This window comes from Kribbella sp. NPDC104218 (assembly GCF_055584105.1).
On the sequence record NZ_JBVJMQ010000004.1, the window covers coordinates 265,152 to 278,330 of the forward strand.

General features: G+C 70.3%; 12 protein-coding genes. 5 read left to right on the forward strand and 7 right to left on the reverse strand.

Features of this window, described 5'->3' with window-relative positions; genetic code table 11:
• Positions 1-162 precede the first annotated feature (162 nt).
• Positions 163-1,620 (forward strand): glycosyltransferase family 87 protein, encoded by a 1,458-nt coding sequence (locus ACZ6ZD_RS32260; RefSeq protein WP_465678184.1) that lies wholly within the window; start codon positions 163-165, stop codon positions 1,618-1,620.
• Here ACZ6ZD_RS32260 and ACZ6ZD_RS32265 read toward each other — a convergent pair whose 3' ends face one another.
• On the reverse strand, positions 1,621-2,559 hold the full coding sequence (locus tag ACZ6ZD_RS32265; protein WP_465677773.1) for a threonine/serine dehydratase: 939 nt from the start codon (positions 2,557-2,559) through the stop codon (positions 1,621-1,623).
• Positions 2,560-2,652: 93 nt separating this feature from the next.
• On the opposite strand from ACZ6ZD_RS32265, the gene ACZ6ZD_RS32270 reads away from it, so the two are divergent.
• Positions 2,653-2,913 (forward strand): WhiB family transcriptional regulator, encoded by a 261-nt coding sequence (locus ACZ6ZD_RS32270; protein ID WP_465677775.1) that lies wholly within the window; start codon positions 2,653-2,655, stop codon positions 2,911-2,913.
• Positions 2,914-2,916: 3 nt separating this feature from the next.
• Here the strand turns inward: ACZ6ZD_RS32270 and ACZ6ZD_RS32275 are convergent, their stop codons facing one another.
• The 4 genes from ACZ6ZD_RS32275 to ACZ6ZD_RS32290 form a co-directional block, all read right to left on the reverse strand.
• A complete protein-coding gene (locus ACZ6ZD_RS32275; protein WP_465677777.1) occupies positions 2,917-3,765 on the reverse strand; it encodes an ATP-grasp domain-containing protein in 849 nt (282 codons plus the stop codon).
• Positions 3,766-3,770: 5 nt separating this feature from the next.
• Positions 3,771-4,946 (reverse strand): glycosyltransferase 87 family protein, encoded by a 1,176-nt coding sequence (locus ACZ6ZD_RS32280; RefSeq protein ID WP_465677779.1) that lies wholly within the window; start codon positions 4,944-4,946, stop codon positions 3,771-3,773.
• An 880-nt stretch (positions 4,947-5,826) separates the two neighbouring features.
• Positions 5,827-7,083 (reverse strand): DUF2064 domain-containing protein, encoded by a 1,257-nt coding sequence (locus tag ACZ6ZD_RS32285; RefSeq protein ID WP_465677781.1) that lies wholly within the window; start codon positions 7,081-7,083, stop codon positions 5,827-5,829.
• Entirely contained in the window at positions 7,080-7,730 is a 651-nt protein-coding gene (locus ACZ6ZD_RS32290; RefSeq protein ID WP_465677783.1) for a glycosyltransferase family 2 protein, read from the reverse strand. The genes ACZ6ZD_RS32285 and ACZ6ZD_RS32290 overlap by 4 nt, the downstream gene beginning before the upstream one ends.
• Before the next feature lie 237 nt (positions 7,731-7,967).
• On the opposite strand from ACZ6ZD_RS32290, the gene ACZ6ZD_RS32295 reads away from it, so the two are divergent.
• Together ACZ6ZD_RS32295 and ACZ6ZD_RS32300 are read left to right on the forward strand one after the other, a co-directional pair.
• Complete coding sequence (locus ACZ6ZD_RS32295; RefSeq protein ID WP_465677785.1) at positions 7,968-8,666, forward strand: response regulator transcription factor; 699 nt, start codon at positions 7,968-7,970, stop codon at positions 8,664-8,666.
• Positions 8,663-9,829, forward strand: coding sequence for a sensor histidine kinase (locus tag ACZ6ZD_RS32300; protein ID WP_465677787.1), 1,167 nt, complete (start codon positions 8,663-8,665; stop codon positions 9,827-9,829). The genes ACZ6ZD_RS32295 and ACZ6ZD_RS32300 overlap by 4 nt, the downstream gene beginning before the upstream one ends.
• 394 nt (positions 9,830-10,223) lie before the next feature.
• Here the strand turns inward: ACZ6ZD_RS32300 and ACZ6ZD_RS32305 are convergent, their stop codons facing one another.
• On the reverse strand, positions 10,224-11,345 hold the full coding sequence (locus ACZ6ZD_RS32305) for a LysR family transcriptional regulator (protein ID WP_465677789.1): 1,122 nt from the start codon (positions 11,343-11,345) through the stop codon (positions 10,224-10,226).
• A 70-nt stretch (positions 11,346-11,415) separates the two neighbouring features.
• On the opposite strand from ACZ6ZD_RS32305, the gene dapA reads away from it, so the two are divergent.
• Positions 11,416-12,312: a 4-hydroxy-tetrahydrodipicolinate synthase gene (gene dapA / locus ACZ6ZD_RS32310; protein WP_465677790.1), complete on the forward strand. Its 897-nt coding sequence runs from the start codon at positions 11,416-11,418 to the stop codon at positions 12,310-12,312.
• A gap of 5 nt (positions 12,313-12,317) precedes the next feature.
• Here the strand turns inward: dapA and ACZ6ZD_RS32315 are convergent, their stop codons facing one another.
• Complete coding sequence (locus ACZ6ZD_RS32315) at positions 12,318-13,169, reverse strand: helix-turn-helix domain-containing protein (protein WP_465677792.1); 852 nt, start codon at positions 13,167-13,169, stop codon at positions 12,318-12,320.
• Positions 13,170-13,179 lie beyond the last annotated feature (10 nt).

The following is a 13,179-nucleotide window of genomic DNA, read 5'->3' on the forward strand; positions in this document are numbered from 1 at the left end:
AGTGCCCCGAGCTGTTCGGCGGCGCCGGGCATTTGCACTGGTGGGAGGAGCCGGTACGCACTGCGGGCCTGCTGACTGCACAGGCTTCGGCGTGGGGGTGATAGGTCGACGGGGTGCGGGTGGGTAACCTGCCCTGGTCGCAACGCGAGCCGATAGGGGATGATGCGCACCGTGACCGAACCAGGAAGCCAGCGTGCGCACGACCGGCTGTCGCCGTCAGAGGCGGATCCGGCCGTGGCAGGGCTGACCGTGGGCCTCGGTGGGCGCTCCGGGCGGTTCTCCCGCCTCAGCTCGTCCTGGTGGACGCCGCTGCGGATCGCGCTCGCGGTGTGCACCATCACCTTCGGCCTCGGCGTCCTCCAGAAGGCGCCCTGTATGGACGTCGGCTGGGACCGGCAGAACTGGCGGCCCTTCAAGGCGCTCTGCTACTCCGACATCGGCTTTCTCTACCAGGAGCGCGGTTTCGCCGAGGGCAACCGCCCGTTCCTGGACACCGGCAACTACCCGGTGCTGGAGTACCCGGTGCTCACCGGCGGGTTCATGGAGGCGGCAGCGCAGATCACCTGGCTGTTCACCGGCGACCCGAAGAAGGACCTCACCGAGGAGCAGAAGCGGGACACCGCCGGCGTCTTCTTCGTCGTGAACATCGCACTGCTGTTCCTCTGCGCGCTAGTCATAGTCGGCCTCACCGTCGCGACCGCACGCGGTGTCGAAACCCGTCCCGGCGCGGCGCGAGGGCAGCCACTGGATGCCCTGTACGTCGCTGCCGCACCAGTGCTGGCAGTGACGTCCACGATCAACTGGGACCTGTTCGCTGTCGCGCTGACAGCGGGGGCCATGTTCGCCTGGTCCCGCGGGAAGCCGATCTGGTTCGGCGTCCTGCTCGGGCTCGGCACTGCGGCCAAGTTCTACCCGTTCCTGTTGCTGGGGCCGCTGCTGATCATTTGCCTGCGCGGCCGCAAGCTGTGGCCGTTCGTCCAGGCAGTGATCGGTGCGGTGGTCGCCTGGGGTCTGGTGAACGCTCCGATCTATCTGCTCGCCAAGAACGAGTGGATGTCGTTCTGGACGTTCAACGACGAGCGGGAGAGCGACTACGGCTCGATCTGGTACGTGCTGAAGCTGGCCAAGCATGAGGTTGCCGACGTCAACCAGCTGAACATCGTGATCTTCGCGGGCCTGTGCCTGTCGATCGCGATCCTCGGCCTGATGGCGCCCAGACCGCCCCGCTTCGCTCAACTCGCGTTCCTGGTGGTCGCGGCGTTCCTGCTGATCAACAAGGTGTACTCACCGCAGTACGTGCTCTGGCTGCTGCCGCTGGTCGCACTGGCCCGGCCGCGGCTGCGGGACTGGCTGATCTGGCAGGCCTGTGAATGCTTCTACTGGATGCTCGTGTGGATGCATCTGGCCCAGTTCCTCGCACCAGGCAATCCGGACGTTCCGGATCGCATCTACTGGCTCTCGGTCATCCTGCGGATGGCAGGCACGCTGTGGCTGATGCTGGTCGTCGCCCGCGACATCCTGCTACCGGAGAAGGACCCGGTCCGGCAGGGCGATGTCGTCGACGATCCGAGTGACGGGGTCGCGTCCGGCGTACGGTCGCGGGAGCTGGCGACAGTCTGATCAGAGGGCGAGCTTGCCGACGTCCAGGTTGCCGCCGCTGACCACGGCGGCGGTAACCCCGGCGACGCGAGCGCTGCCCTCGAGCAAGGCTGCGAACGGCGCCGCTGCGGCCGGCTCGAGCGCCAGCTTGGTGCGGGACATCACGAGCCGGGTGGCCTGTAGCAGTGCGTCCTCGGAGACCCGTACGACGTCATCGACGTACTGCTGGATCAGTGGGAAGTTGCGGGTGCCGCAGATCGGTGCGGCGAGACCGTCGGCGATCGAGCGGGCAGTAGGCAGACGCTGCGGCTCCCCGGCGGCGAGGCTGCGGCTGACGACGTCCGCCTGCTCCGGCTCGATGCCGATCACGCGGACCGCCGGCTTGAGCAGCTTCACGGCCAGGGCGACACCCGAGATGAGCCCGCCACCGCCGACCGGGACGAGCACGGTGTCGATCTCCGGGCGGTCCTCGAGCAGTTCGAGGCCGAGGCTCCCGTGGCCGGTGATCACGTCCTCGTCGTCGAACGGGTGCACCCCGGTGAGAGAGCGCTCTGTACGGATCTCGTCGTACGCCGCCAGCAAATCGCCCTCGACCAGCTCGACGGTCGCTCCGTAGGCCCGCGCCGCGTCGATCTTCGCCGGTACGGCGGTCTTCGCCATCACCACGGTCGCCGGGATGCCCGCGTCCCGCGCGGCCCAGGCGAGCGCACCGGCCGCGTTCCCCGCGGACACCGTCACGACGCCGCGCCGGCGCTCGTCGTCCGTCAGCCGCAACAGCTTCGTCAGCAGACCGCGGACCTTGAAGCTGCCTGTCTTCTGGAACAGCTCCGCCTTCAGAACCAGCACTCCGCCGGCACCGGCGAACTGCTCGTCGAGCGCCGCCGAGGTGAGCAGGGGAGTGCGGTGGATGCGCCCGCGCAACTGCTCCGCGGCCGCCTGGATCTCCGCGAGAGCAGGCATGTGCCGACTCTAAATGTCTACTAAGTCGATGTACTAACGACCATATTCCGAGACGCACCCGAGAGAGCGCTCCCCGACACTTACCGTTTTCCCATGAGGCCGACACTGACCGTGATCGTGGATCCCGCCGACCGCTGGATGGACCGCGCCGCCTGCGCAGGCCAGGCCGGCGCCTTCGACGAGAGCGCGACCCGCTTCGAGCAGCGCAAAGCCCGCGAGCTCTGCCTCACCCAGTGCCCCGTCCTCGCCGAATGCCACGCCTGGGCCCGCCGCACCAAGTACACCGGCACCGCCGCCGGCCAAACCCTCCTCGAAGGCCGCCGCCGAGGCCACCCCGAATCAGCCGCCAGCTGACAGCTAGAGCTGGGCGGCGACGGTTGTGGCGAGGTGGGCAGCGGCCGGAGGGTGTTCGGGGAAGAAGAGGTAGGGCTCGATGAGTTCGAGCTCCATGAGCAGGAACCGGCCGTTGACGACGACGCCGTCCACGCGTGCGTAGGTGGTCGGCGATCCCGCGGCGGTGAGCGCTCTCTCGGCGCTCTCCAGGATCGCGGGCGCCGGCTCCTCCAGCGTCGCCACCCCGCCGAACATCGGCTGCACCCGGTAGTCACCAGCCACCGGACGCTTGACCACCGCATGGCTGAACGCGCCGCCGAAGTACAGCAACGACCACTCGCCGTCGGTCTGGATCTCCGGCAGGAACGGCTGCACCAGGTACACGGCGTCCGGCAGCTCGGTCATCGCGTCGCTGAGCTCGGCCGACCCGGCAACCCCGCGGACGGTGTTGTACGCGGCCCCGCTCACGGTCGGCTTGATCACGATCTGCTGACCGTCGAGCCCGGCGACCACCTCGCGCAGGCACGCGCCGGCCGCGACCTGCGACGGCACGATCGCGACGCCCCGCTCCCGCAACTCGAGCAGGTAGCGCTTGTCGCTGTTCCAGCGGATGAGGTCGGTCTCGTTCAGCACCGGTACGCCGGACTTATCCAGCAGCCCGAGCCACTCGGTGAACTCGACGTGCCGCTTGTAGTAGTCCCAGACCGAGCGGATCAGGACCGCGTCGTACGCGGACCAGTCGACCGACGGGTCCGTCCATACCGTGGGGATCGCGTCGAGGCCGGCGGCCTCGAACGCCTCCACCAGTGGCCGCTCTTCCGGGAGCAGCTCGGGCCAGTCGGCCGAGGTCGCGATGGCGATGCGTTTGGTCACGTTGCTCAGTGTTGGCGGGTAGTGGTTGTCGCGTCAAACTGCTGAACAGTCTGCGGACAGTGACGCACTGTAGTCACGGTGACAACGATGACAGCCGCAGTCAGGTAGATCAGCCCCTGCCGGGTCTCGTGCCCGAAGCTCGCGTACGCCAGGTACGCCGCCAGCGGCACCGCCATCCATTCGGGACGCCGAGCCAGCGCGACGAGCGCGATCAACGGCAGGCCGTACCAGGGGTACGTCGGTGTCGCGATCAGCAGGGCGGCGCCGTACAGCCAGCAGCACGTGACGGCGAGCGGCTCGCGGTCGCGGCGCCGGAACGCGAGCACGGAGAGCGCTCCCGCAAGGATCACGGCCACCACCTGCCGTGCCTCAGGAGGCAGCAACAGCGCAAGAATCGCCGATCGGGAGCTGCCGTCGGAGAACCCTTCCTGCGTCAGGTACCCGGGCAGGAACCCGACCACCAGGACGCCGGACGCCGCCAGGTACGGCACGTAGCTCGCGATAAAGGTGCCCAAGGCAACAGCTGACTGCCGGACGCGGAACGCGGGGATCAGTAGCAACGGGAGCAGCTTCACGCTCGCGGCCGCGCCGAGCAGCACTCCCGCCAGCCTCGGCCGCCGAGCCGCGATCAGCACCGCGGCAGTGATCAGGAACGCGCCGAGCACGTCGACATGAGCAGCGTTGCCGGCCTCGAGCACCACGATCGGTGACCAACCCCACAACGCCGCCCAGCGTTTGTCGGCCACGTTCACCGCAAGTAACCAGGTGAGTGCAACCGCGAGCAGAGCCGCGGCGATCTGCAACCCCAGCGTCCCGGCTGACCACGGCGTCACCGCGGCCACGAACGCGAAGTACGCCTGCGCCACCGGCGGATAGATCGTCGGCACGCGTGGTCGGTTGATCCTCGTCCGCGGATCATCCGCCGACGCCGCCGCGACCGCCGCCGGATCCCCGGAGATCCGCGGGGGAGCGCTCTCTCCCGATCTCTCTGTCGCCGACAACCCCGGAAACAGCACCGGATCCCGCAACCGAGCCAACGCGTCGTCCAACGGCACATGCCCGTACGGCGAATGCCCCGCCACCTGCACCCGCCCGTCCCACACATACCGATAAGCGTCCGTACTAGTGATCGGCGCCCGCAGCACCCCCGGCACCTGACAAGCCGCAGCAACCACCACCACCCCCAAAACCCCCACCCCCCGCCCCAACCGCCAAACCCCCACCCCAACCCCCAACACCCCCACCACAAGCACCAAATTCGGCCACCACCCCACCCCAACCGCCCAAACCACCACCCCCGAACCCCCAACCCCACCAACCCCCCACCCCCAAACCCGCCCCTTCCCCACCCCCACGCCCCCACCACCGCCGACACCCCGCCCTGCCCCAATCACCCCCGCAACCTCGCTCCCGTGCCCGCCGCCGTCGCACCCTCGGCCCTGACCCCGCCCCGCCCCAACTACCCCTGCGACCTCGCTCCCGGGCCTCCCACCGTCCCGGCTCCGGGCCTCTCGTGCCCTGGCCGCCAGACTGGCGATGCCGGCCCGCAGCCCGCCGCCGACTTGGCGCCGAACCCGCCCCGCCCCGACCGCACCCCCTGCGGTCCCGTTTCCAACTTCGCCAACGGCCCAGCTCCGGGCCTGTCGTGCCTTGGCGACCAGGCCGGCGACGCCGGTCCGAAGCCCGCTGCCGACCCGGCGCCGAACCCGCCCCGCCCCGACCATCACCCCCGCACCCCCATTCCCAGGCCGATCAGCGGCCTGGCGCCGAACCTGTCCCGCCTGACCGCCACCTCCGCAAGACCAATCCCAGGCTCGCGGGTGGTTCGGCTGCGGGCCTGTCGGGCCTTGGCCATCAGGCGGGCGGCGCTGGTCCCGAGCTCGCTGACGACCCGGCGTCGAGCCCGTTCCGCTCCGGCCTCCACGCCCCCAATCCCAGGCCGTTGCGCCCTGGCCGCCACACCAGCCTCAGGACCGCCGGCGGCTGGGCTCGGGGGTCGTACTGGCTGGGGTGGTGGGGGTTTGTGTTGGTTGGTTGGGGGGTGGTTGTTGGCGGGGGTGGTCATGCGGTGCGGCGGAGGGTTAGGAAGGCTCGGTGGGGAGTGCGCCAGTCTTCGGTGGGGTGGAGGTGGGTGCTGCGGGCGTGCCGGAGGAGGGCGTGGGTGCCTACGCGGGCCCAGGGGAGGGGGGTGGAGCGGCGGCCGGAGGTGGTGCGGAGGATGAGGGGAGTGGGGTCGTCGAGGTCGTCGTCGGGGTCGACTTCGACGAGCACGAGCCCGTTCGGGCGGACCAGTTCGGCGCAGCGGCGGAGCAGGTCGGCAGGATCGCCGCCGATCCCGATGTTGCCGTCCATCAGGACGACGCTGCCCCACCGCCCCTCGCCCGGCAGCCGATCCTGGACCGGACGCCGCAGCGCCGCCGCCCCACGCGACGTCGTCAACGAAACCGCCTGCGGCGAAACGTCGACTCCGAGCGCCGGAATCCCTTGCTCAGCAAGGGCTGTGACGATGCGCCCCGGCCCGCAGCCGATGTCCAGCACCGGCCCCTCACAACGACTCAACGCGAGCCGATCGACCTCGTCGGCCGGCGATCGCCACCGCTCCAGCTCGGACAGCGACGACACAGTCCGCCCATCGATGCCAGTAGCAACGACCCGCGCGGCGCCGTCCAACGCCCGTTCGAACAACAACCCAGGATGCGCCGAGTGCTGCAGTCGCCGGAACAACCGCGACATCCGCAGTCCGGGATATTCCGCAGCGATCGCCGCCGCGTCCTCCGGCGTGTCCATGTCCCGCAACGTCGGCAGCAACAGCACCCGCAGTCCGAGATCCAGTAGGCGCCGCAGCTGATCGCGTCCTGTATGCGACGTCGACATCGGGACGCCGAGCAACGCCCGCCGATCCGGTTCCCGCAGTCCGAGGCACCAGTACCCGCCGTCCTCGGTCAGCCCGAGGACGGCGTCGTACCCGGGCCAGTGGAACCCGAGCAACGCGGCCGGCAGTTGCGGCGTATCCATCCCGACCAGCAGCATCGGCGTCCCGTCGAAAACGTCCGCGAAAGCGAACGCCAGCCTCTCGTCCAGCCCAGCCCCGCGCTGCGCGACGACCTCGAACCCAGTCGGCAGCCAGGCCCCCGGCTCGCCGTCCAGCACGACCACGCGACGGCTCGCGGACGCCGACGCCACAGTCGTCAGCGTGTCGACCAACGACGCGCGCGCCAACGCGGCCGCCTCCGCAGCCGTGAACTCGCTCTGCAGTCGCGTCTTGACCCGTCCGGGGAGCGGTTCCTTGGCGATCACGATCAACGTGCCGGCCGTCATCGCTTCAGCACCTTCGACATGTCGACCACGGCTCGCGCTGCGCCGAGCGGCGTTCCGGTCACCTTCGACCGGCCCGACCGCGGCAGGTAATCGACGTCCACCTCGGCGATCCGCCACCCGGCGTCCGCGGCCCGGACGACGGTCTCCAGCGGGTAGCCCGAGCGACGGTCCGCCAGGTTCAGGCCCAGTAACGCCGTACGCCGAGCCGCGCGCATCGGCCCGAGATCGCGCAGCAGGACGCCGGTTCGGTGCCTGATCCGCCGGGACAGCTCGGCGTTCGCCAGGCGGAGGTGCCACGGCCAGACGCGCCGAGAGACCGCTCTCCGACGTCCGACCATCAGATCCGCGTTACCGGCCAGCACGGGGGCGGTGACGCGGACAAGCTGTCGTGGGTCGAGTGACGCGTCGGCGTCCATGAACGCCACGACGTCCGCGTCTGCAGCCTCCAGGCCCGCGTGACAGGCGGCGCCGTACCCGCGTACCGGGCAATGGACGACGGTCGCGCCGAGCCGCGCGGCGAGCTCCGCCGAGCCGTCAGTCGACCCGTTGTCGACCACGATCGCGCGAACTCCGGCGGGGAGCCGCCCGAGCACCCAGGGCAGCGCCGCAGCCTCGTTGAGACAGGGCAGAACCAGATCAACAGCCACCCCTCGACCGTAAAGAAATCCGCCGCCGTATAGGCCCTTCGAACGCCTACGAGTCCCTTACGGTGAGCGCTCTCTCGGGCGGTTCACGGTTGCGAGCAGGCGAAGGGGCAAGCGAGCAGGCGGGTCGTGAGAGAGAGCGGGGGAGCGCTCTCTGGTGGGGCTACGGGTTGCTTACGGAGTCGTGCGGGTGCGGGGTTTGGTGAGGGTGTGCGGGGATGGAAGATCTAGGCTCTGGCTGTGGCTACTCGTGTGCTGGTGGTGGACGACGATCCGACCGTGTCGAATGTGGTCTCGGCGTATTTGACCAAGGCCGGGTACGACGCTCGGGTGGTTGCGGACGGGGTGGCCGCGGTCGAGGTGTGGCAGCAGTGGAAGCCGTCGGTGGTGATCCTGGACGTGATGCTGCCGGGGATGTCCGGTCTGGAGGTGCTGCGCCGGATGCGCGCGGCGGACGACGGGGCCGCGGTGATCATGTTGTCCGCGCGGGGCGAGGAGGAGGATCGGCTGGTCGGGCTCGAGGTCGGGGCTGACGACTATGTCGTGAAGCCGTTCAGCCCGCGGGAGCTGACGCTGCGGGTGCAGGCGATGCTGCGCCGCGAGGAGCGGCTGGCCGGGCTCGATCTGACGCCGACCAAGCTGACCGCCGGCCCGGTGACGGTCGACACCGCGGCGCGGATCGCGTTCCTGGACGGGAGAGAGCTCTCTCTGACGCACCGCGAGTTCGATCTGCTCGCCTACCTGGTGTCGCACGCGGGCAAGGCCTACACCAAGGCCGAACTGCTGCGCCGCGTCTGGGGCTGGGACTTCGGCGACTCGTCGACCGTCACCGTGCACGTCCGCCGGCTGCGGGAGAAGATCGAGGCCGACCCGTCGGACCCGCGACTCGTGCTGACCGTCCCGCGGACGGGATACCGGTTCGCCGGTGAAGCGGGATGAACCGAGCAACCGTCACGATCCTCGCGCTGACAACCCTGTGGACGCTGGTCGTCGCGGTGATCGGCGGCGCGATCCTCTGGCGGTTCCGCCGCCGGTCGCTGCGGGTCACGATCATCGTCGCCGCACTGGCGCCGATGGCGGCCGCGCTGGCCGCGGTCCTGCAGAGCGTCCGGGCGATGTTCATCTCCGAGCACGACTCCTGGGTCGTGCTCTGGACGCTCGCCTTCGCGGCGTTGCTCGGCCTCGGCATGTCTGTATTGCTCGGGCACTGGGTGAGCGCGAGCTCCCGTGACGTCGGACTGCGCTTGCGCCGGCTCGGGACGACGTACGAGCCGTCAGCCGCCGCGACGGGCGCCGTACCCGCAGAGCTGGCGGCGCTGACGGACGAGCTGGAGATGACCCGGCAGAAACTGGCTGCGTCTCACGCGAGAGAGCGCGCTCTCGAGGCGAGCCGGCGGGAGCTGGTCGCGTTCATGTCCCACGATCTGCGGACGCCGCTCGCCGGGCTCCGGGCCGTCGCCGAAGGGCTCGAGGACGGCGTGATCACCGACGTACCGGGTGCGCTGCGGCAGATGCGATCGACCGTCGATCGGATGACGGGGCTCGTCGACGACCTGTTTGAACTGTCGCGGCTCTCGGCGGCGGAGTTGCCGAGAAAGCGCTCTGCAGTGAGTCTGCGCGAGCTGGCAGAGGACGTCGCGGGCGAGAACACCGAGCATGCGCGAGCATCCGGCGTCGAGCTGGCGTTGTCGACGCCGGACGGCGACGACCGGCTCGCCGTCCAGGGCGATCCCGACGAGCTGACCCGCGCCGTCACGAACCTGGTCGGCAACGCGATCCGGCACACCACCCCCGGCGGCACCGTCACCCTGCTAGTCGACCGCGAGCCCGACGGCCGCGTCCGCCTCGCCGTCACCGACGGCTGCGGCGGCATCCCGCCCGACGACCTCGACCGCGTCTTCGACATCGGCTGGCGCGGCGACGAACAACGAACCCCAGCAGCCGCCTCCGCCGAACCCCTCACCTCCTCCGGCGGCGGCCTGGGCCTAGCCATCGCCCGCGGCGTCGTCGAATCCCACGACGGCCAAATCGGCGTAACCAACATCGCCGGCGGCTGCACCTTCCAAATCGACCTACCCCCAGTCCCCACCCCCACCACCTAACCCACCCCCACGCACCCCACAACCCTCCAAGCCCGACCGCACGCTCGGCAAGTGTCCCAACCAACCCTTCGAGCCTGCCGTGGGCGAGGCGCTCCGAGCGAAGTCTTCGTGCGTGCCTGACGCCGCTCCGGCCTCCCAGCAAGCTCTTCGAGTGTGCCCATGCCGGTCGCCGAGCGTCCGGGGACGCGTGCTCACAGCGAACGCTTCAGCACGCCCGCGCCATACCCTCGTGCGCCCTGTCTTAGGCGTTCGGCCTGCCGCGTCGCGTGCCCATCAGACGTGGCCGAGTGCCCTCGGCGTCCCAGGTGCAGACCCCCGCGAACGTGTCCGTCGTGCAGGACTTGAGCATCTGACGGCGGTTGGTTGAGGGGCGGTTGGGGGCGTGGGGACGGGGTTAGGTTGGTGGGCTGTTGGCTGGGTGGGCTGCGGTGTGGAGGGCTGCTCGGGCGGCGGCGATGGCGGGGTGGTTGCGGGTGCCGCGGCGGTAGGCGAGGTAGGTGCGGCGCTGGATGGGGAGTGGGGTGAGGGTTACGCCTGGGGGTGGGGTGGTGATTGCCAGGTCGGGGACGAATGCTGCGCCTTGGCCGGCGGCGACCAGGGCGAGGACGGCGCCGAAGTCGTCGGCGTGGTGGCGGATCAGCGGGGTGAAGCCGGCTGCTTCGCAGGCTCGCACGGTCAGCGTGTGGCAGAGGGTTCCTGGCGTTCCTGCGATCCACGGCCAGTCGGCTAGGTCGGCTATGGCTCGGACGCCGGTGTCGGCGTGGGGTCGCGGGAGGTCAACGGGAGCGGTGCTCGCGTCGGTCGCGGGGTAGGAGTCCGGGACGGCGGGGGGTCGATGGGGAGGCGCAGGGACGGCGAGGTGTGGAGGCGCCGGGACGGCGAGGTGTGGAGGCGCGGGGACGGCGGGGTGTGGGGTCGCAGGAGGGAGGGGTCGGGGTGTGGCGGTGGGGGGTGGGGTGGCGGAGGGGGGTTGGGGTTGCCTGGTTGTGGGGGTGGCTAGGTGGACGGGATCGGTGTAGAGGGGGTCGGTTTGGAGGGCGGGGTGGTGGGTTCGGGGGAGGTGGTCGTAGTGCTGGAGGAGGGCGAGGTCGACGGCTTCGGTGCGGAGGGCGTCGGGGACGGCGGCGGGGTCGAGTTCGAGGACGGTGAGGGAGAGGGCCGGGTGTTGGGTGCTGAGGGCAACTAGTGCGGGGGTGATCAGGGTCGGGACGGCGGTCGGGAACGCGCCGAGCCGGAGAACGCCGGAGAGCGCTCTCGACGCGTTCTCGAGGTCGGCGGCCGCGGCGTGGAGCAGGGCGAGGATCGACTCGGTGCGCTCGACGAGGCCGTGGGCGGCCGGGGTGAGGGTGACGCGGCGGCCGGTGCGTTCGAGGAGGGGGACGCCGCTCTCGCGTTCGAGGGCCGTGAGCTGCTGGGAGACCGCGGATGGGGTGTAGTTGAGCGCCTCGGCGACGGCGGCGATCGTGCCGCGGTGGGCGAGTTCGCGCAGCAGGCGGAGCTTGCGGACGTCGAGCATAAGGTGAGCTTACGCTCGGCGATGGAAATGCGAACTGGATTTGACGTTGGATCCACGCGATCGTCGGGGCATGGCATTCACCGGGCTCTTCGTTCCGCTGATCACCCCGCTCACCGCAACCGGCGTCCTGGCCGGAGACGCGCTGGAAGCGCTCTCTGACGCCGTTCTCGCCGACGGCGCGACCGGCATCGTCGCCCTCGGCACAACTGGCGAACCGGCCACCCTGACCGCCGACGAACGCCGCCGCGTCCTCGACATCTGCAAGCGCGTCTGCGCAGACCGCAACGCCCCACTCATCGTCGGCGCCGGCTCGAACTCGACCGCGGAATCGGTCGAAGCGCTCGCGGAGCTCAAGGACGGCGTCAGCGCAGCTTTGGTCGTCGTGCCCTACTACACCCGGCCGTCCGAGGACGGCGTCATCGAGCACTTCCGCCGCCTCGCCGCCGCCAGCCCGGTCCCGCTCATCATCTACAACATCCCCTACCGAACCGGCCGAACGCTGAGCGCAGAAACGCTCGTCCGCCTGGCAGAGCTTCCCAACGTCGCCGGCTTCAAGCACGCCGTCGGCGGGATCGATGCCGACACCGTCGAATTCATGAGCCGCCGCCCCGACGGCACCAGCGTCCTGGTCGGCGACGACCTGTACGCCGGTCCGATGCTCGCCCTCGGCGCGAGCGGCGGGATCCTCGCCAGTGCCCACGTGGCGACCCGCGCGTACGCCGACCTGATCGCCGCCTGGCGGCAAGGCGCGGTGACCCGAGCCCGGGAGCTGGGCGGGCAGCTGGCCCCGCTCGCTCAAGCCCTCTTCGCCGAGCCCAACCCCGTCGTCACCAAGGCCGTGCTTGCAGCCCAAGGCCGCATCCCCACCGCCGACGTCCGGCTGCCGTTGCTGCCCGCCGATCCGCAGTCCACCGCACACGCCCTCGAGCAACTCGCCAAGATCGAACTAGTTGCTGCTGGCAAATAGCTCGGTCACTCAGGACGGACGGCGGTCGCTGCCCAGGTCGCGAGCAGGGCGAGGCCGTCGGCCGTAGGCGTGCCGGCGGGAGCGGTGTAGAGCAGCAGGGTCAGCCCGGGGTGCGCGGGGAACTCCATCGCCTCGAAGGTCAGGTCGAGGTTGCCGACGACCGGGTGGCGCAAGTACTTGATGCCGGTGCGATGGAAGCGGACGTCGTGCGCGGCCCAGCGGGCGCGGAAGTCCTCGCTCCGGGTGGAGAGCTCGCCGATCAGCTCGATCAGTTTCTGATCCTGCGGATTGCGGCCGGCCTCGGAGCGCAGCATCGCGGCGATGTCGTCCGCCGTGCGCTCCCAGTTCTGGAAGAAGTCCCGCGCGGCCGGGTCGAGGTAGACGAACCGCGCGTTGTTGGCCGGGCGGCGCGGATCGGCGAGCAGCGGTGCGTAGAGAGCGCGAGCCAACCGGTTGGTTGCCAGCAGATCGTGCCGCGCGTTGCGTACCCAGGCGGGGGCGTCGGAGATCGCGTCCAGAACCAGCTGCACGCTGGCGGGCACCGTCGCCGGGGCGGGTCTGCGCTTCCCGCGGGGACCGGCGGTGCGAGCGAGCGCGAACAGATGAGTCCGCTCGGCGTCGTCGAGTTGCAGCGCCCGCGCGAGTCCTTCGAGGACGAGATCGGAGGCGCCGGCCAGATTGCCGCGCTCCAGGCGGACGTAGTAGTCGATGCTCATCCCGGCGAGCATCGCGACCTCCTCGCGCCGCAGACCCTGGACGCGACGATTCCCGCCGTACGCCGGGAGCCCGGCCTGCTCGGGCCGGATCCGGGCCCGCCGCGAGACGAGGAACTTGCGGACCTCAGCTCGGTTGTCCATCCGGCCACGG

What these genes read in the sequence shown, in the direction of transcription:
- ACZ6ZD_RS32260 (WP_465678184.1), top strand. Translation starts at nt 163, where the DNA reads ATGCGCACCGTGACCGAACCAGGAAGCCAGCGTGCGCACGACCGGCTG.
- ACZ6ZD_RS32265 (WP_465677773.1), bottom strand. Translation starts at nt 2,559, where the DNA reads ATGCCTGCTCTCGCGGAGATCCAGGCGGCCGCGGAGCAGTTGCGCGGG.
- ACZ6ZD_RS32270 (WP_465677775.1), top strand. Translation starts at nt 2,653, where the DNA reads ATGAGGCCGACACTGACCGTGATCGTGGATCCCGCCGACCGCTGGATG.
- ACZ6ZD_RS32285 (WP_465677781.1), bottom strand. Translation starts at nt 7,083, where the DNA reads ATGACGGCCGGCACGTTGATCGTGATCGCCAAGGAACCGCTCCCCGGA.
- ACZ6ZD_RS32300 (WP_465677787.1), top strand. Translation starts at nt 8,663, where the DNA reads ATGAACCGAGCAACCGTCACGATCCTCGCGCTGACAACCCTGTGGACG.
- ACZ6ZD_RS32305 (WP_465677789.1), bottom strand. Translation starts at nt 11,345, where the DNA reads ATGCTCGACGTCCGCAAGCTCCGCCTGCTGCGCGAACTCGCCCACCGC.
- dapA (WP_465677790.1), top strand. Translation starts at nt 11,416, where the DNA reads ATGGCATTCACCGGGCTCTTCGTTCCGCTGATCACCCCGCTCACCGCA.
- ACZ6ZD_RS32315 (WP_465677792.1), bottom strand. Translation starts at nt 13,169, where the DNA reads ATGGACAACCGAGCTGAGGTCCGCAAGTTCCTCGTCTCGCGGCGGGCC.